This is a genomic window from Shewanella sp. Koi 1, assembly GCF_052907445.1.
The window spans coordinates 375,210-393,646 of the sequence record NZ_JBREJM010000001.1 but is presented as its reverse complement, the minus strand read 5'-3'; the positions used below and the strand labels follow the sequence as shown (position 1 = coordinate 393,646).

The 18,437-nt window shown below is 46.5% G+C and carries 22 protein-coding genes; 9 read left to right on the top strand and 13 right to left on the bottom strand.

Going from position 1 to position 18,437, the window contains the following annotated elements; genetic code table 11:
* Positions 1-15 precede the first annotated feature (15 nt).
* Entirely contained in the window at positions 16-282 is a 267-nt protein-coding gene (locus tag ACUZ8J_RS01900; RefSeq protein ID WP_011624863.1) for a Rho-binding antiterminator, read from the top strand.
* A gap of 17 nt (positions 283-299) precedes the next feature.
* On the top strand, positions 300-635 hold the full coding sequence (locus ACUZ8J_RS01895) for a hypothetical protein (RefSeq protein ID WP_446692904.1): 336 nt from the start codon (positions 300-302) through the stop codon (positions 633-635).
* 160 nt (positions 636-795) lie between these two features.
* Here the strand turns inward: ACUZ8J_RS01895 and ACUZ8J_RS01890 are convergent, their stop codons facing one another.
* Positions 796-1,152, bottom strand: coding sequence for a RidA family protein (locus tag ACUZ8J_RS01890; protein ID WP_208661269.1), 357 nt, complete (start codon positions 1,150-1,152; stop codon positions 796-798).
* Between the two features lie 56 nt (positions 1,153-1,208).
* On the bottom strand, positions 1,209-2,714 hold the full coding sequence (locus tag ACUZ8J_RS01885) for a Na+/H+ antiporter NhaC family protein (RefSeq protein WP_446692903.1): 1,506 nt from the start codon (positions 2,712-2,714) through the stop codon (positions 1,209-1,211).
* Positions 2,715-2,893: 179 nt separating this feature from the next.
* Here ACUZ8J_RS01885 and ACUZ8J_RS01880 point away from each other — a divergent pair, with 179 nt between their 5' ends.
* Positions 2,894-3,115 (top strand): cell division protein ZapB, encoded by a 222-nt coding sequence (locus tag ACUZ8J_RS01880; RefSeq protein WP_089066742.1) that lies wholly within the window; start codon positions 2,894-2,896, stop codon positions 3,113-3,115.
* On the opposite strand, the gene ACUZ8J_RS01875 is transcribed toward ACUZ8J_RS01880, so the two are convergent.
* The 7 genes from ACUZ8J_RS01875 to ACUZ8J_RS01845 form a co-directional block, all read right to left on the bottom strand.
* Positions 3,112-3,324, bottom strand: coding sequence for a DUF1107 domain-containing protein (locus ACUZ8J_RS01875; protein WP_011624366.1), 213 nt, complete (start codon positions 3,322-3,324; stop codon positions 3,112-3,114). The genes ACUZ8J_RS01880 and ACUZ8J_RS01875 overlap by 4 nt on opposite strands.
* A 451-nt stretch (positions 3,325-3,775) precedes the next feature.
* The gene (locus ACUZ8J_RS01870; protein WP_011718574.1) at positions 3,776-4,387 is read right to left on the bottom strand and encodes a thiol:disulfide interchange protein DsbA/DsbL; all 612 of its coding nucleotides are present in this window, start codon (positions 4,385-4,387) and stop codon (positions 3,776-3,778) included.
* A 127-nt stretch (positions 4,388-4,514) separates the two neighbouring features.
* Positions 4,515-5,552 (bottom strand): serine/threonine protein kinase, encoded by a 1,038-nt coding sequence (locus tag ACUZ8J_RS01865; RefSeq protein WP_446692902.1) that lies wholly within the window; start codon positions 5,550-5,552, stop codon positions 4,515-4,517.
* Positions 5,553-5,562: 10 nt separating this feature from the next.
* Complete coding sequence (locus ACUZ8J_RS01860) at positions 5,563-5,856, bottom strand: DUF3630 family protein (protein WP_083757946.1); 294 nt, start codon at positions 5,854-5,856, stop codon at positions 5,563-5,565.
* An 11-nt stretch (positions 5,857-5,867) separates the two neighbouring features.
* On the bottom strand, positions 5,868-7,322 hold the full coding sequence (locus ACUZ8J_RS01855) for a protein adenylyltransferase SelO (protein ID WP_446692901.1): 1,455 nt from the start codon (positions 7,320-7,322) through the stop codon (positions 5,868-5,870).
* Between the two features lie 93 nt (positions 7,323-7,415).
* Positions 7,416-7,685 carry a hypothetical protein gene (locus tag ACUZ8J_RS01850; RefSeq protein WP_446692900.1) on the bottom strand — a complete coding sequence of 90 codons (270 nt, stop codon included), beginning with the start codon at positions 7,683-7,685 and terminating at the stop codon, positions 7,416-7,418.
* Positions 7,686-7,867: 182 nt separating this feature from the next.
* Complete coding sequence (locus tag ACUZ8J_RS01845) at positions 7,868-8,794, bottom strand: hypothetical protein (RefSeq protein ID WP_446692899.1); 927 nt, start codon at positions 8,792-8,794, stop codon at positions 7,868-7,870.
* 249 nt (positions 8,795-9,043) lie between these two features.
* On the opposite strand from ACUZ8J_RS01845, the gene ACUZ8J_RS01840 reads away from it, so the two are divergent.
* The 4 genes from ACUZ8J_RS01840 (at position 9,044) to ACUZ8J_RS01825 (ending at position 11,615) form a co-directional block, all read left to right on the top strand.
* Entirely contained in the window at positions 9,044-9,403 is a 360-nt protein-coding gene (locus ACUZ8J_RS01840) for a DsrE/DsrF/TusD sulfur relay family protein (RefSeq protein ID WP_446692898.1), read from the top strand.
* 104 nt (positions 9,404-9,507) lie between these two features.
* The gene (locus ACUZ8J_RS01835) at positions 9,508-9,909 is read left to right on the top strand and encodes a nitrous oxide-stimulated promoter family protein (protein WP_446692897.1); all 402 of its coding nucleotides are present in this window, start codon (positions 9,508-9,510) and stop codon (positions 9,907-9,909) included.
* 54 nt (positions 9,910-9,963) lie between these two features.
* Positions 9,964-10,896, top strand: a complete 933-nt coding sequence (locus ACUZ8J_RS01830) for a hypothetical protein (protein ID WP_446692896.1) — start codon at positions 9,964-9,966, stop codon at positions 10,894-10,896.
* Between the two features lie 137 nt (positions 10,897-11,033).
* Complete coding sequence (locus tag ACUZ8J_RS01825; protein WP_086903019.1) at positions 11,034-11,615, top strand: YSC84-related protein; 582 nt, start codon at positions 11,034-11,036, stop codon at positions 11,613-11,615.
* A gap of 78 nt (positions 11,616-11,693) precedes the next feature.
* Here ACUZ8J_RS01825 and ACUZ8J_RS01820 read toward each other — a convergent pair whose 3' ends face one another.
* From ACUZ8J_RS01820 to ACUZ8J_RS01805, 4 genes are all read right to left on the bottom strand, one after another.
* Positions 11,694-12,296 (bottom strand): hypothetical protein, encoded by a 603-nt coding sequence (locus ACUZ8J_RS01820; RefSeq protein WP_446692895.1) that lies wholly within the window; start codon positions 12,294-12,296, stop codon positions 11,694-11,696.
* Between the two features lie 88 nt (positions 12,297-12,384).
* Positions 12,385-13,422, bottom strand: coding sequence for an acyltransferase family protein (locus ACUZ8J_RS01815; RefSeq protein WP_126512114.1), 1,038 nt, complete (start codon positions 13,420-13,422; stop codon positions 12,385-12,387).
* A 1-nt stretch (position 13,423) separates the two neighbouring features.
* Positions 13,424-14,821 carry a hypothetical protein gene (locus tag ACUZ8J_RS01810; protein ID WP_446692894.1) on the bottom strand — a complete coding sequence of 466 codons (1,398 nt, stop codon included), beginning with the start codon at positions 14,819-14,821 and terminating at the stop codon, positions 13,424-13,426.
* 177 nt (positions 14,822-14,998) lie between these two features.
* Positions 14,999-15,349: a YkvA family protein gene (locus tag ACUZ8J_RS01805; RefSeq protein WP_446692893.1), complete on the bottom strand. Its 351-nt coding sequence runs from the start codon at positions 15,347-15,349 to the stop codon at positions 14,999-15,001.
* Positions 15,350-15,792: 443 nt separating this feature from the next.
* Here ACUZ8J_RS01805 and ACUZ8J_RS01800 point away from each other — a divergent pair, with 443 nt between their 5' ends.
* Positions 15,793-16,755: a LysR family transcriptional regulator gene (locus ACUZ8J_RS01800; RefSeq protein WP_126512116.1), complete on the top strand. Its 963-nt coding sequence runs from the start codon at positions 15,793-15,795 to the stop codon at positions 16,753-16,755.
* Positions 16,756-16,965: 210 nt separating this feature from the next.
* Entirely contained in the window at positions 16,966-18,402 is a 1,437-nt protein-coding gene (locus ACUZ8J_RS01795; RefSeq protein WP_446692892.1) for a disulfide bond formation protein B, read from the top strand.
* The last annotated feature ends 35 nt before the right edge of the window (positions 18,403-18,437 follow it).

Here is an 18,437-nt window from a genome sequence, read left to right as displayed (position 1 = left end):
ACTAGAGGAAAGATGATGTCTGACTACAAAATGATCCCCTGTGCCCACTACGACTACCTAGAGCTGGCTTGTATGCACGGCTATCGCCTCGACATTGAGTTGCAGGACGGCAGTCTGTGCCAAGCACGGGCAATCACGACCCAGACCCACGCCGATAAGACTGAATGGCTGGTCGTCGAACATCAAGCTGGCCAGCAAACACTGCGGCTAGATAGCATTATCGCCATCACGCCCACAGATCCCCATGCCAGTTTTGGCCGTGTTATGATTGCGAGTCAGTAGTAAAGGAGCATAAATAAATGACAAGGATGGTACTGTTGCTGGAATTAGGCGATTGGGCTGGAGGTCACCACGGTCAGTCCCCCTACTTGGTGGAGTTTGATAGCGAGCGACTGGATTTTCCCTTTGACGTTAGCGAAGGTTGGGGACACGGATTAGGCGGCAGCAGTTATTCGTTGGCACGGTTTGTTGAAACTGAACATTATGCCCAACTCAAGCACCACGCTCCTTGGGTCACGACCATCATAGAGCAAGGTTTACCAACGCTGGATATAGAGGCCATCGCTCAAGGCTTACTGGCGCAGTATCCCTCGCACCGCCCCAATATTCCGGCGAACTTAGCCCGCTATTTCTAACTGAAGATCTTGCTCTAGCTAATGATCGCGTTCTAATTGAAGATCGCGTGGCGTAGCCTTGTCACGGTAGATATGCCGCAGCATTTAAGGCAGCAATGGTTGAGGGCGAGTAAAGCCAAGTTCGACTTAGCTTTACTGCTTACTGAGATTAGATAGCGAGTTACGCCTTAACGACTGCGGCAATCACTGAAACTTCAACCAGATATTCTGGCTCGGCAATGGCCGCCTGCACACAGGCACGGGCTGGCGCATGACCCTGTGGCACCCAAGCATCCCAAACGGCATTCATGGCATCGTAGTCATTCATATCCTTTAGATAGATAGTGGCTGACAACAAGTGCTCCCGAGAACTGCCCGCCTGCGCTAACAGAGTGTCGACTTCCTCTAGCATAGTCGTCGTTTGTTCGGTGATATTTTGATACTTATCCTTCGCCACTTGGCCACATAAGTACACTGTGCCTTGGTGGATCACTATGCTGCTCATACGTGTACCAACATCTAAACGGGTAATGCTCATAGGGATAATCTCTTAAATCAAATGGTTAATTCTACGGGCATTCTACCCCGAAAGGCTCAGTTTGTCTGCGAACGAGCGCTCAGCCAAGGTGGATAAAAGCGTGTCATTAAGGCCAATAACCCTAGCGCAGTGCCTATGACCCCAAACCACACGAACAGGGTTGCAACCGATAAGTTAACTAACTGAAATCCCACTAATGCCGCACCAGCCCCGATTAACGCAAACGGCAGTTGAGTCACCACATGGTCATGGGGTAAGCAGCCTGAACTCGTCGCACTCAGCACGCTAGTATCGGAAATCGGCGAGCAATGATCGCCAAACACCGAGCCCGCCATCACCGCACTCAATACAGGTAACAGCAAGCTGGCATCCATGTTATGGGCAATTTCCCCACCGATGGGGATCATAATCGCAAAGGTGCCCCAGCTTGAGCCAGTGGCAAAGGCCATGATAGCGCAGAGTAGAAACATCCCCGCCACCAGCAGACTCGGGGATAAGTACAATTTAGCCCAAGCCGCTAACAAGCTCGCCACGCCCAGATCTTGGATCACTGCGCCTATCATCCAAGTACAGAGTAAAATCGCGATGGCAAAGGCGATCATCCGCACCCCATGCACTAAGTCCCCCAGCAGTTTCCCTATGCTTCGGCCCGACAACATCAACAACACTAGCGTCACTAAGGTCGATAACAGACAAGCATCGCGCATCGCAGCGCCAATATCGGCTTTAGCTAACCAGGCCGAAATATCCCATGACGGCACCTGCTGCGCACCAGACCAGAGAGTTAAACCGACAGAAGCGCACAATAAGGTCAGCATGGGGATCGCAAGCAGCCAAGGATTGCCTTGGGAGGGAGTTAAACTTGGCTCAACGGGATCTGCCGCCAATACTTCATTCTCGATGGGGCGAAACCCCATCCCAAACCAAGCCACAATCAGCGACAAGCCTAAGGTGGTTATCGCATAAAAATTGAATAAGGCGACGTCGATAAAGGCCTCAAGGGCAGAAACGGGTAAAAAGCTGAGTCCCGCCAAGAGCGCCATCACATAGGGACCCCAGCTAGAAAAAGGTAAGAGCGAACAGAGTGGCGACGCATTAGAGTCGACTAAATAGGCCAACTGCGTCTGACGGATACCATAACGCTGGCTCAGAGGTTGGCACACATGCCCCACGGCGAGGCAGCTAAAAATACCGTCGATAAAGACTAGCCAGCCCAACAGCACCACACCTATACGCGCCTGTCGCCCCGTACGAATGCGTCGATATAGCCAATCACCAAATTGCTCTACCGCACCGCTTCTGGCGAGGAGCTGCGTCATGCTGCCCAGCAGCAACATGGCCATCAACACATTTAAATGCCACCACTGCCAAGCGCCTTGGCTGTAAAACTGCTTAGCGCCTATCTCCAAGAGATAGCCCAAGCTTTGCACTATATCGAAGTGGGCAATGATTAAGGCGCCCGAGAGGATACCGACACCCAGCGCCACTAAGGTACGCCGTAGCCAAAGGGCTAACACTAGGGTTAATAACAGGGGAAGTATCGCAAGCAGATTCGGCGACATGGGCCTTTCCGATAATAAATAAACCCAAGAATACTAACGAGTTAGTAACAAATGCAAAAAAACTTAAATTCGCACGCGGTTATCGGGTATTTTTTAACCAAACGACAAAGACTGCTATTCCTTATGCTATTGGCACTGCTAGAATCACAGTCCCATCCAGAAACTATAGGACTCTCCAGATGAGCCTTGAATTACTGTCCAAACTGGAAACCAAGATCCAGGCTACACTCGAAACTATCGAGCTTCTAAAAATGGAGCTAGAGGAAGAGAAGCAAAAGACGTCGACCTTGAGTGAGCAAAATCAACAATTATCTGAGCAAAACCAACAACTGCAACAAGAACTCGCTTCTTGGAACGACAAAGTCACCGGACTTGTTGGCCTGCTCAACAGTGAAATCTAAGCTGTTTTAGTTTGATGATTCTGCGATTCAATCAGTTCGTTCAGCTCTAAGATAGCCTGCTTCACTTTTGGCAGGCTTTTTCTTGGCAATAAAAAACGCCCCTTTTCAAATTCTAATCGACCTAAGTCTTTAACCCATATCACGCCAGTGAGAAAAATACGCGCATGCTTTGCAATCAGCTTCGGTGCGTATACAGGGAAAACTCTCATACAACCCCCTACATGCTTTCTTGTTGTTATTGACTACTGCTATTTGACAGAAAGATTACCAATTGAGTTTCATCCTTTAAGTAATATTTTCAAGATTTACATTTCAAAACCGTTAGTCATTTGATTTTCCTAGATAATGAAAAACTCCACGACAAGTTAACTCAATAGTCAAAATTTTGACTATTGACATTATTTTGACGCACACTTAGAATCATCTGCGTTACTCAGGGTAAAAATGAGTCATATGACTCAAGTCCGTACTCTCCATCATCGGAAGTACGGTTTTTTTTTTGCCAAATTTCGGCCAAGCACAACACGACCCAATTGCGCTCTGCAGACTAGGCAATCACACCCAATAAAAAAGGAGCGCTAGGCTCCTTTAATTTTATGCTCGCAGTATCAATCAGTTAGATTACAAAATGATGATAAAACAGCGGCAATCTGGTGATCATTACTGTTTCTTAGCTAAATAATAAGCGATATCTAACAGCTCATCGTAAGACTTGATCGCACCCGTTTCGACGCGGTACTTGCCATTCACCACTAATGCAGGCACACCCGAAATCTTCGCGTTTTCAGTATCACGCTTCATCTTTGCCATTTGCGCTTTCACCATAAAGGAGTCAGCGGCCGAATCGAAGGCCTTACCGTCAACGCCGTTAGCCACGAACAGGGCGCGCACGTCATCACGGTTAGTGAAGTGTTGTTTCTTCTCATGGATAGCAGAAAAAAGAGCCGCATCCATTTTATCGTCCACATTCAGTTGGTGCGCTACCGCAAAGGCGCGAGACATTTCTACGCCCATTTCCTTGCCGATAAAGTCTACGTGGGCTTGGTTAAATGCCACACCTTCTGGCTTCTCAGCCAAAATTTTAGGCACCACTGTTTTAGAGAAGTTGTAGCAATGTGGGCAATAGAAAGAGAAAAACTCGGTGATTTCAGGCTTAGCTGTCGCTGGGCCGTCGTTAATCACTGTGTAGTGTACGCCTTCTTTGTATTCAACTGCCGATACAGTTAATGGAGCCAATAACAGCGCTGCCACCATAAGTAATGCTTTTTTCATGAATTTTCCTTAAATCAATTTTCAAAACTAGCTGGAGCCTAACATATTTCATTTTTTGAGTGTAACTCAAGCCGAGAGTTCAATCGGTTTGGGCTAAGAGGTGCGTAATTCCACCCTGTTCACACATTTAGTAGGGGATCAGGCTCAGCGGCGGTTCATCGAGTGCCGCGAGTTGCTCCTTAAAGGCTAAGATCTGCTGCTCCCAATACTTTTCATCCCCAAACCAGGGGAAATGCATAGGGAAAGCAGGATCTTGCCAACGCCTGCCAATCCAAGCGTTATAGTGCACCATCCGTAATGCGCGTAGGGGTTCAATCAAGGACAACTGCCGAGTATCGAACTCACAAAACTCTTCATAGGCCTCGAGTAATACCTCGAGTTGCAGTTGCTGCTGCGCTCTATCGCCCGTCAGCATCATCCATAAATCTTGAATAGCCGGTCCCATGCGGGCATCGTCTAAATCCACAAATCCCGGCCCATCGGGAGTCCAAAGAATATTCCCCGGGTGCAAATCCCCATGCAGACGAATAGGCGTAAAAGCTTGCTGCGCCCAAAGCTGATTCACCTTCGCCAGCACTTGCTCCACCACGGTAAAAAACGCGGGGCGCAGTGTGCTTGGCACTAAGTCTGACAGCTTTAACCAGGCTAAAGGTTCATCACCTAAAATCTGCGGATTCAGCGGCTCACGGGCTTTAAATGTCGACTGGGCACCGTACTGGTGTATACGACCGATAAAACGCCCAACAAATTCCAACTGCTCTAAGTTATCCACTTCGAAGGGGCGACCGCCGATGGAGGGAAACAGTGCAAACCGAAAGCCGTGGAAATGATGCAAGGTCTGCCCTTGCACACATGCGGGCACCGCCATCGGGATTTCCTGCTCGGCAAGCGCGATGGCATAGTCGTGTTCTTCTTGGATCTGCGCATCGGTCCAACGATCGGGGCGATAAAACTTCACCACATAGCGTTGCCCTTCATCGCTGCGAAATTGATACACGCGGTTTTCGTAACTATTGAGCGCGAGCAGGCCAGTCTCTGGGTATATCCCGAGACTCTCGATCGCATCTAAAATCAAATCCGGCGTCAAAGCTTGAAAGTCAAAGGCTGCACCCGAATGCGTATCATCGACGGCCCCCTGAGATGGAACTAACTTATCTTGGCTCATTGCGACTCTCTCATACATAGGACTTTAACAGTGTGGCAAGGTATTCCAATACCTCAAAATCGGCCTCACGTTCCACACTCAGCCAACAGATATTGCCGTAAAACTCATAATTGAGCCAAAGCGAGGTGCCCTCAAACTCCAATAGCCATTGATGGCGATCCGCGCCCCATTGGCGCTCGCGCACTTGGCAATCTAAGGCATGGGCTAATGGCTCGGCAAAGGCCTCGAAATGATCAAAATCGATATCGCCGCTCACACTTAAGCTTAACGCGGCTCTATCTAACTGAATGGCTTCTAATTTCATTTTTACTTCCATCAACTGCTGCACGACATAATCAGCCCTTGTCCCCAATCGGGTGGACGCTTGGCCAGATCTTCATGCTCAACTTGTTCGGCAAACGGCTGGCGCAATACTTGGTGCAGACGCTCTAGCGGCGCCAGATTGCCCTCCTCCACGGCAATAATGGCCTCCTGAGCCAAATAATTGCGTAGGATGTATTTGGGATTAACGCTATTACGCGCCTGCTGCCAGGCCTCAACATCGGTAACTTTACCCAACCGCGTCTGATAGGCCTGATACCAAGCATCAAACTCATTAAGGTCGATAAAATCATCCCGTAGCGAAGAATGCACACTACTCGGGTCAAGCTGACCGAAGCGGCGCCAGGTGTTGCTGTAATCCAGCTGATTTTTCTCCATCAGCACGGTAAAGCGGCCAATCAGTTCTAAGTCCTGCTGATCCTGCTCTGCTGTCGAATCCGCTCGCTCAGTCAGCCCTAACTTAGCGCGCATCAGCATCAAATAATGCTGCACTAAAGCATGTTGATATTGATTCAAGGCGGCAATTAAATCATCGGACGGGATCACAGGCGTCAACGCCTGCGCTAAACGTTGCAGGTTCCACAGGCCAATACCGGGCTGCTGACCAAAGGCGTAACGCCCTTCTGGATCGGAATGATTGCAAATAAAGTCTTCTTGGAAGGTATCGAGGAAGGCAAACGGGCCAAAATCGAAACTATCCCCCAGAATCGACATATTGTCGGTATTCATCACCCCGTGGGCAAAGCCGATAGCCTGCCAATGGGCGATGAGCTTAGCGGTATCTTGTACTACCTGTAAAAACCATGCTTTATAGCCCGCCAAATCGCAGCTCAAATGCGGATAATGCTGCTTCAAGGTAAAGTTGAGTAGCTGCGTGAGCTTATCGGCTTGACCACGCTCGCTATGGCAGAAAAATTCGAAATGACCGAAACGGATATGGCTGCGTGCCAAACGTACGGTAATGGCTGCGGTTTCTTGGCTCTCACGCCAGACGGGCATATCTGAGCCGATCACCGCCAAGGCTCGGGTCGTCGGCACACCTAAATGATGCAGCGCTTCGGAGACAAGAAACTCCCGCACCGCTGAGCGCATCACTGCTCTGCCATCACCATGGCGAGAATAAGGTGTCGGCCCGCCGCCTTTGAGTGCCACATCCCAAGCGCCTTGGGGGCCTAATGCCTCACCCAAAATAATCGAGCGACCATCGCCTAATCTAGGCGTATAGCCACCAAACTGATGACCACTGTACACCTGCGCATAATAACTTGCGTCCTCAACGGCCGCGTTACCCGATAATCCTTGCAATAAGGCATCTGTCGGCTGCTGTAAGTCGATTAATTTGGCGGCATCCTCACTCCACGCCAGCCAATGGGGATTGCTTATCCCCTGTGGATAGACTTGAGCGTAAAACTCAGGCAACTGGGTAAAAAAATCCTGTTTAAACTTCATCAATGCTTTCCCTATTGAACGAGCTGCTTACATACGAGCACGGACTTGTCGTTAAACTCACACTGTTGCCCACATTGATAGACGCCGGCACCGCTAGCCTCGAAGCCACTGACACCCGATCCCGGTTAAGCGTTGTAAGCCTTGGCCTTTGCGCTGACATTGTTCGAGGGTATCGTAATAACCATTGATATCATCGGGTTGTAATGGCGTCGTAGGCAGTGACATCGACGCAGGATAATAAAATAGCGTCCATTCGGGGGTTTTAGTGCAACCACTCAAGCCAAGGCTGAGGCTAGCAAATAAGATGGCCAAGGGTAATTTGATTTTGACGATTCGGTTAAAACAGCTCGAAACACACTTCATAAAAAATAGCCCATAAAAAAAGCGAACCTTAGTTCGCCTTTTGCGCGGTAAGTATTAGGATTCTACACGGCTTAATCCATTTAAATAACCGCTTTTCGGATATGGGTATCTCAAACGCATCGAGCCACTTATTAATGGAATTTCGCATTAAAGGCTTAAATCCGTACAGGGACGCTGCAACATTAAACCGTTGCCGCTTTCGCCTGCGCCTTGAGGATACGGCTAATCCGTCCTTCAAATCCCGTCACTGTGCCGTCGCTTAAACCAAGCGCGATCGCTTCCTGACAAAGCGCAATAGCTTGGGCAAAGGCTTGAGTATCATTTAATAATGTTGCGAGTTGCATAAAGCCAGTGGTTTTAAGCTCAAGCTCATTTGTTTTTTTGGCATTCGCGCTGTGGAATAACGCAAGATAGTGCGCATGTAATGCTGCGCCATAGGCTAAATATTCGGTCGATTTGCGCTGCTTGTAACACTCGGCAATCACGTTTTGCAAGGCGTTATAGCGAGCCAATTCAGTCTCTGCACCTTGATATTCCTCTACTGCGCGCTGCAAAGTCACATTCGCCCATGTGCCAAGACTTTCGAGTATCTCATCTTTTGCCAAACTTGTGCTTACTGCCTCATGAGTGCTAGCAACGCTCTCTTTAGACGTAACAGGCTCTGCTACGGCATCATTTTTAACCTCAGTCGCCTTGACTACTGAAACCTTATCCTTAAGAGATACAACCGGAGTTATTTCAACCTCTTTACCATTAACTGAATTGGTATCGCCGAGGATAATCACACTATCAACGTTGGTTGAAGCTGGGATCTCTACATCAATAACATCATCGCTCATCTCGACCCGGCTAGATTGCACCAGCTCTCTTGGCATTAATTCAACTTCAGGGGCTTTTGTAGCAGTGGGGACCTCTCCTGGCGCGTGAGCAGCAGGCGAAACAACCTCAGGAGCAGATTCGGTTGCAACAGGCGAAGCACTTGTCTCTATTGTCTTTTCAGCAGATTTTTTTGCCATCATCGCCTCTTGCTCTTCCTTCGCCAATCGCTGGGCACGACGAAATAAAAACACTCCGATAGCTATCAGTATAAAAACGACCAAGACTTTCATTCTTCTTCACCTTTAATGGCAGCTTCTCGTCAGAAGCTATTGCTGTTGGCTTGCCAACGCGACTTAATAGCCTACAGCCGGCAAGGATGTTGTCCAAAAGTTGAGCAGAGATTAACCGCTATTAAAGTTCATAGTGTCTGAGAAAATCAAGTATTTATGCCGTTTTATCCGATCTTGCGCGCAAATCGATAGGCACAATTCGTTTAGACTGTTAGGGTTTTCGCCATTTGCAAAATTAAGGAAAGACTAATGCAAAAAATTCTTATTGTTGCCCACGCCAGCCCTTACGGCACAGAAAAACTGTTTAATAGTCTACGAATTGCTTTGGCACTTAAGGATCAAACTGATCAACAAATTGATTTAAAAATATTTTTAATGTCAGACGCAGTTTTTGGCGCCCTTAAACATCAAACAACGCCTGACTTAAGTTACAACCTACAACAGATGTTTGAAATCCTAAGCGCCCAGCAAGTACCTGTATTACTGTGCAAAACCTGTGCTCAAGCGAGGGGGGTCAGTACCGAAATGCTTATTGAAGGCACTCAAATTGGTACTTTGCAGGATCTTACCCGCTGGACACTTGATGCCGATAAGGTGATGCATATTTAAAGTCTTATTTTGTGCGCATCTTCATAAATTGACACTTACGTTTTGAACAAGCCTGCGCCGCTGCTTATGATGGAATTAACCGAGTAACAAACTAAGGTATTACCATGAACTCAGCGGCCCAGCTCACAGGTAAACTGCGCTATGAACATGAGACCATTTGCGCAATGGCGAAGATTTATTGCCAAGCCAATCATCAAGGACAAACTGCATCTGGCCTGTGTGAAGAATGTATCGCTCTCTTAGAGTATGCCGCCGTTCGTCTCGATCGCTGCCCCTACGGACAACACAAACCCACATGCAATAAATGTCCAGTGCACTGTTATAAACCCGCGCAAAAGGCGCAGGTCAAAGAGATCATGATTTTCGCAGGTCCGCGAATGCTGTTACCGCATCCCATTAGAGCAATCAAACACTTACTCGCGGAGCGTCAGCCTGTACCCGCATCAGTGCCCGAGGCAGCTTCTAATCGCCATCAACGTATCGCAAATTCAAATAAAAATATCTAGGAACACTTTTTCGCCTCGAATTTCCCTGTTATAACAGGGCGTCGAGGTGACAAAATGAACGAATTTAATACCTTTTTTGCCCAAGCCTATTGGTGGTTATCCCTATTTGGTGGCTTACATTGCCTCGCGTTAGCTATTTATGTTCGCTACTTCTATCATTCGGGCAGTAATCAAAAGCTGCTGGCAGGTTTTCTTAGTCTCGTCGCCTTTTATTTTTTGACGGGTATGCTCAACCCCGAAAATACTCCAATTCCTATCCATGTATTATTTAACCTTATCACCCCAATTTATTTTTTACTCATGCCGTTGCTCTATCTCTACTGTAAACGTAGCTTAGAGCAACGCACTGAACCCATTGGGTTTTCATGGCATTACTGGCCAGCTATCATCACATTATTGCTCGCGGTGCTGGACATCATTTTACGATTAAATTTACATAAAAATGTCGTTGAGTTTCAGGAAGAATTCTTTAATTATCGGCAAGATATCGACCTCAGCCACTGGAGTTTAGTCCTACCGTTACTGCTATTTATCCAAACTGCAGCCTACTTTGCCGCTCTGTGGCAGCTACTTAAACAATATAAATTACATCAGCCGTCAACCAACAGCACGCCACAGAACACCTTAAGAGTCATCCGTTTTCGCTGGTTATTTGGCCTCACTCTAGCCATGTTACTTAACTGGCTACTGCGCGTATTTCTGGTGGTATTGCCCTTTTACTCAGGGGACTATGTTTTACCGCTATCCCATGCCATACCGCGCTTAAGCTTACTATTAAGCTTTTACCTGCTTGCTGCATACGGCATTAAACAGATCACTCGCGCCGCCTATTTAAAAGGCCATTTATCAGCCCAACAACCCAAAACAGACCCTCAATCCTCAGAAATACTAACACCTGAAGAATTTGAATTTATTCAACAACTGCAGCAGGAGTCGAACGAGCGTTCAGAAAAAATCACCAGCACGCATCCCAAACAGCAGAACTAAAACAGCACTTAGCAATCCAAACAGGCAAGATGCCACACTGAAAAACTGAACCCGAGCTGACACGAACGCAGCTTTAGACTGTCATTTGTTAAAACAAAGGGTAGTCTGATGGACCCTAAGAACAAAGGAAGAACGCCATGAAATCATTTTTATCCCTTATCGCCGCATCAACCTGCCTTATTGCCAGCTTTATGGCTCCTGTAGCACAGGCAGATGATAGCTACACTGAGGCCTTAAATAATTTTCACCAAGCAAAGGAAACCCGCAAATTTTTTGATACCGCCTATGGCTATGCCCTTTTCCCCACAGTAGGTAAAGGCGGAATAGGTATTGGCGCCGCCTACGGCAAAGGTCGCGTCTTTCAAGCGGGTCAATATATGGGAGACTCTAGCCTGACCCAGCTCTCCATTGGTTTTCAGCTAGGCGGACAAGCCTATAGCGAAATCATCTTCTTTAAAGATGCCAAATCCTACAACGAGTTCACCAGTGGCAGTTTCGAGTTCGATGCACAGGCCTCGGCCGTTGCGATTAACATGGGCGCAAATGCGAAAGCGGGCACCACAGGCAACTCGGCAGGCGCGGGCCAAGCGGGTGGTAATCAATCGGCAACTGCCGCCTATATCAATGGTATGGCGGTATTTACCGTTGCCAAAGGTGGATTAATGTTTGAAGCGGCTCTGGCGGGACAATCCTTCTCCTTCGAGCCCAGAGGCAACTAAGCTTTAGTCATGTCGTCCCCATTAAAAAAACCTCCTATTCCACAGGATTAGGAGGTTTTCTTTTATCCCCGATGACGCTTACTTATGTCCCCAAGGGGTCGGCGGCAACGGTTGCGGCTGGCTCAAGTCAAAATCCACTTGGAAATGACGATTCTCGCGGGTCAGCAGGTAGCTGAAGGTACTTGGCGTAACCTCCATATGCCACACATTGGTGACTGACTGGGTCAGGCCATTTTGCATAAAGTTATCAATCGATGCCTGATCGATAGGGAATGACTGCTTTTGACTGCTGCCGACACTCGCCGTATCGCCGCCATACATAGTCACTTTATCTTCCGTCCCGTCTTGATGGCGGTGATCATGCTTTAACCTTAAGCCTTGAGCCGTTTTTGTGATCACCCAAGTACGGGAGTGGTCATCACCCACATGGAACGGAATTTTCAGCTCAGTATCACTGCATTCGCGCACATGCATCACCAGTGCTTTATCACGAAAAGCCGCATCGGCGCTGTCCGTTGACACCACTTTGCCCGCAAATGCTTTACCGCAATGGGATGCTAATTGATTGAAGAAAGTCTCTTGCTCTATGGCAAGTGCAGGTTCGGTAGCCGCATTGGCAAATACCGGTGTCGCCATCATAAGGCCGACGATTCCAAGGCGTGGTAGGGTGATAGTTTTCATTATGTTTTCCATGGAAAATTCGATGAAAAACACGCTAACACAGGGGAATAAATTTAAACTTAATTCCCCTGCGTAAGCTCGCTTGGCGTTACCAACCTATATACAGGCGTGAACGGTTGCCTAAGCGTTTTTTGATAAAGCGTGCCGTGATAATACTGCCCACCATCAGGAAGATAAAAATCCCTGCCGAGAACAGGATACTGGTGACCCAAGACCCCGGTGGTAAGCGATAACGTAACACTGTGGCGACCGTATTAAACAACATGTCGAATAACGGATGGATGAAGAAAATTGCAAAGCTCATCTCGGCGGTTTCGACTAGCCAAGGGATGCGACTGCGTTTCGACAACCAATCACAGAAGTTAAGCACTAACACACACAGACTCAGCTTTTGGATAAACTGCCAGTCGATGCCATTATATTCAAACGGCGCCTTATGGTAGTTACCAATGTGCTGCACTATGTAGCTTTGCTCGACTAGACTCACAACCAGGAAGATCACCGCTAACGCACTGAAAATTGAGCCGTAGCGCGTCACAATATGTTCATCTTGGGAATATAAAATACCAATCAAATAGAAAGGCATAAAATACACCACTGAGTGGATAAAATTGACGTTACCTATGGGTCTGTGGAGCAGAATTGCTACCACACAACTCAGCACGAATAGGGTCCAACGCATCTGCTGCGAGCAGCGGATAAACCACAAAAACACTGGCGAGAATAAAAACACCGCCATGATAAACGGGATATACCAGTGCGGATACAGGATGTAGCCGTTACGCACGGTATAAAAAATACTGAGTAACACCTGTTCAAGCGGTTGATGCTCTAGGAAAACCCAACGTAAACTTAAGCAGAACAAGCCAATAACAGAAACGAATAAAAAGGGATAAAGTACGTTTTGTACCTTATTCTTCATAAACTTACCGTAATCGAAGTCCTTATAAAAAATCCGATGGAAAAAATAACCAGAGATAAACACGAACAACGCCGTGCCACCCCTGAGTAAATTTTCTAGCAGTAACGGAAACCCTTCCCCAGAGTTATAAATACTGTGGCCAAGCACGATAAAAATAATCGCGATGCCGCGCATGTAGGTAAATTCGAGCTGATTTTTTCTCATATTAATTCATCGCACAGTAGAGGGTTCTTCCCTCAACAACACTTGCAGAAACCCGGATGGTGCCATGGATTTCCGGCTCATTGAACACCAAATACTGACCTTCGCGCTGAAAGGTGAACCCCAAAGGTAACAGAGTTGCGGCTTCAATGCCCTCACAATAATTCTGTAAGGGCACATCCAACAACGGACTGCCACTCACATTTAAGTTACTGAATTGTGAACTCATACCTAAATAGGCTTGGGTCATTTCTTCTTGATAGGGCACCACATAAAACCCAGAGCGCACCTCACCCACGTCGATAAAACTGCTGCTATCGCTCACACTCGGCATCACCAATAACGGCACTTTCGGGTCCTGCACATCCTTAAGTAACTGGGTCAGTTTTTGCTCAGTCGCCGAATAGTAAGCCAGCATGTCCTGCAGCCTTTTCTTCTGCGCCATATTTTGGGCAACGGGCGGAGCAATCGGCTTGATGCGACTCAGCAGTAAATCCACGGGCAACATGCCCGACATCACAGACTCTTTCCACACATAGGCATCTTGAGTGCTATCGAGCAATATTCCAGCCAGCGCGCCGATATTCTCGGCCTCGGCCGTCCAGCCACCGAGCATTTGCTGTTGTTGATAATAATCCTGCACGTACTGCAGCAAGATTTGCTGATAGCCGAGGTAGGACTGGTTTTGACTTAAGAAGCGCGCACCCGCAATTAACTCGACATATCTGGCGCTGCCTTCGACTAAGTCATTTACATAACTGACTTTATCTTCGTTAGGCGCCGTTTGCCGCCACACTTGTAGCCAGTAAGCGGCATAGCCTAAATACTGCGCCTGCTGATCGGGTTGTTTTAAGGCCGCCATTAAGGCATTGAACAGCTGTAAGCGGTAAAAACGGGCATCGAGGTTGAGTGGATAAACCTCGCCTTCATATCGACGCGCATCCTCTAACACCCGCCACTCGGATTGGGCATAAAAATGAAACGCCTCGTGCACACTGTTGCCGGCCCAAATCACAAAAGGTAAATCGGCGGTTTTAGTCGTGCTTTCGAATTGAATTGTCGGCGACTCGAGCTGGATAAGCACACCCGCTTGCCCTTGATATTGGGGAAAACCAAAGTTAATCGATAACCCAGAGTGCAAGTTAACCGACTCTAACACGCTGTTGTCTTGGATAATTTCACCGCCGGGTTGGCGCAACCAAACATTGCCTGCGTAGCTAAAGAGGTGCACTTTATCGTCGAGACGAAATCCTGGCCACAGGGCTTCACTCTGGCGACTGGTCTGAGCCATAAAATCGAGGTACAGGCGGGCGAGTTGTTCTGGCGAGGCCTTATCGGCGAACACGGGGGTGGCGGCAGAGACTCCTATAAACCACAGGATCACCGCCATAATATTTTTCATTTATTTGCCTAAACACACACAATGGGTTCACAAAACAGCGCTAGCATATAGCGCAATTAACCAATAGTGAAACGTTTCACAAAAAATATTTTTACCCTTAAAAAACTAGGGTAAAGCCTATTCATTAACCACTAATGAAATCATATTTTTAGCCTAAAAGATGCCGCTATTTCGCGACTAAGACTTAGGCTCTGTAGGCTCATCACCAAACCACAGCGCCAACTTATCAGCCGCTTGGGATTTCACCTCATCATCAATATAGAGCATAACCATAGTGAGCGCCGCCGCTAAGGCACCCAAGTCATCGGTAAAACCCACCAAAGGTGTCAAATCCGGGATCGCATCCAAGGGGGAGATAAAGTAAGCCAAGGCCCCAAAAATCACCGACTTGGCCCACTTAGGCGTATTGGGCTTTTGCGCCGCATAGTAAAGCCACAGGGCACGCTCAACCACTTCACGCCCTGCTTGGCGACCAAACATTTTGATTTTGTTCCAAAAACCAGTCTCAGTGAATTGTTCCTCTGCCATCAAAACCTCCGATTAATTAAGCTCTAAACATAACACGAGTAATGCTATTCAGCAGTACTGTTGTAAATGAACAATATACGAACATTAAGGATAACTAATCACACATTCACTAAAGAATACAGCAAACATTCAATCTCAACATCACATGGTTATTTAGCTTTTACGATTTCCTATAACACTATAACAGATAACGCAAGCACAAAAATCACAAATATTTATATCAAAATATATTTCAACTTTATATTTGAATCCATTCACACATTCATAAACAAAACGAATAAAAGCTAAATTTCACCATCAGAAATAAGATTATTTCAATCATTTAAAAACAGGAGGAAACTCATAAATAAAAGAATTAACCAAGGAATAATGCCACATTAATCTTGGCAACAACCCCATAAAGAACTCATAGTAATATAAAAATAAATCTAAGAGTTCAGACAATGAAAATAGATAACCTTAATTACCTTCAGCTTAGAGTCTTGCTATCCGTCTACAAACATGGTCAAGGTAACCTTGCCGCAGCTGAACTAGGTTTATCCAACTGTAACGTCACGCGTACATTAAATGCACTACGCGATATTTTTATGGATTCTTTATTCATTCGTAAATCTCATGGATTAATTCCAACTAAAAAATTGGAAGAACTCATTCCACACGCCAAGTATCTTGTTGAACAATATCAATTACTCGAACGCCAACACTCAGTATTTACACCAAGTGAATCAGGTGGTCATTTTGTAATACGTGCCTACGATGAATTCGTTTATGCCGTACACAAAGTAATCGCTAACTATATTCAACCAGAAGCTCCCAACCTTAGATTTGATGTTCGCAGCCTAAGCCATGACTGCAACAATGAACTGATAGCAGGTGACATTGATTTTGTTGTTGTTTATGAAGGCTTTGACGATAACAGACTCAATAATGAAATCTTTTCTGAAACCGGGGATATCTACATATTAGCCAATAATAATCACCCCATATTAGAGGGTGAAATGTCGTTAGAGCAATTATCGCATTACCCTTTATTAGAAATCGATAACTATAACGATCTTAGCTGTCCATTGTTAGTCAACCTCTGCCGTGACAATGGCTTACAAATGGATGTAACGGGTTATACCGACAGTGTAGCAACAGCCATGCAAATGCTCGCTCAATCTAACAGCATCACGTTAAGTTGTAATCAATTTACTCGTCAATTTGTCGATATGATCCCCTCGGTAAATTATCGAAGATTAACAGATGAGATGATTAAAGATATTAAAGAGATCCGCAGCGAACAAAGAACCGTGGGCAATTACATCCTCTATGGAAATATAAATAACTCACCCGCATTCAACTGGGTTAAATCAAAGCTTGTTTATGGATTAGAAAGAGAATGGCGATTAGCCTCGGCCGTTTAAGAGATAAGTCACACGTCAATAAAGAGGTAGTTAATGGAGTTCACACTTTTTTGTATCACGGCATTTGCCGCTTATCTGGTGTTAAAAAAACCGGAAAAAGAGTCGCTCGCAGACAAATTATTATTTGGTTGCATAGGTTTCAGTTTCTTCATTTGGATAATGATGTCTTGGGGCATTTTACTTCCTATTGGCAATTATTAAAGGGCTACCATGAAAGAGCATTTATTTAACAAGTTAGCTTCATTTGCTTCTATTATCATTATGGCTTTACCCGTTGGTATTGCCTGTTTTATTTTCGGTTTCATTTATTTAGATAATCCTTGTGCTTTCTGTTGGCAAGAGCGCACTGCTATGATTTTAGTCGCACTCACTGCGCTCTATATCGTTCGCTTTGGTCTAAAACCTAAATATATCGCTGCGTTAGTGTGGCTCGGAATATATGGCGCCTTTATGGCCTCCGTTCATACCTCAATTAATTTAGGTAGTGATATTGGTCAAGGTTTCTCGCTGAAAATCATGGGTGCTCATACCTATACTTGGGCGCTATTCGTGTTTGTCGTTGTCCTTATTGTTGTGGCATTACTCATGCTCACACTTGGCAATAAGTTCCCGAATAACGGCTACGGTAAGCAACCACTTGATACGCTCCCTAAGGTAGCCTGTGGGGTATTCCTCGTCGTGATCAGTGGCAATATTGTACAAGCCTTTACGCAAACAGGTCCTCTGCCCTTCGTTGGTCAAGATAGCCCTGGCCGAGTGTCTTTTAATCCTCAATACATGAGCTGGGAACTAGATCACTGGCCAACTTATGCCCCCAATGCTCGCGGTGCTTATGCCATTGATAATCCTGATATTGAAACTTGGCAGCCAACAGAACCGTTATTTGCTGAAGCGCCAAGAGCAAAATTAGCCACAGAACAAACATTACCATCGGAAATACATGGCCGCGTAACCGCCATTGATTATCAGGCCGATGCAGGAATTTATGCTCTGACAACGACAGATAATTGGGTCTACATCCTTGATAAGCAGATGCAAATCCTTAGCCAAGCGCAAATTGATGGCATGTATATGCTGCATATCGAAACACTTCAAGGAGTTGCCTTTACTTCCGCCAACAGCCTGCTGGTGATGGGCTTCAATAAGGCTTGGGCAGAATTGACCCTAGATCCTGCACAAAACTGGGAAATGAACTATCGCCGCTTTAATCAGAGTAGCGATGGCATAGGTGAAACCGCTCGCGGCCAGTTCAGCACTGTACGCGCTAAAACCAGCTACAGCCTAGCATTGGGTTACAGCAATACACTCGCACAATTTGTCACTGTGACGACCCGCGATGCGCTCAATGAGCACTTAGTGTTATCACGCTTTGACAGCACAGATATGACGCTCTCCGCCGAATCTAATCTGCAAGGTCTTCCTGCATTACCACAGATAACGGGCATCAGCGTTCAAGGTGAGCAAGCTTGGATCCTCAACAATGATGGCAGCGAGGTACTAAAACTCAATCTACTCACAGGTGAAGTAACACCTATGGCCAAGCTGGCTGGCACCACCAATCCACAAGGACTGTTAGTTCAAGGTGGCAAGCTGTTAACCATTAGCCAAATCAATGGGCAAAACCAACTACAAACCTATGTGATGTAAGTAATTTCGCCCCGGGACTCTCTCGGGGCATGCCG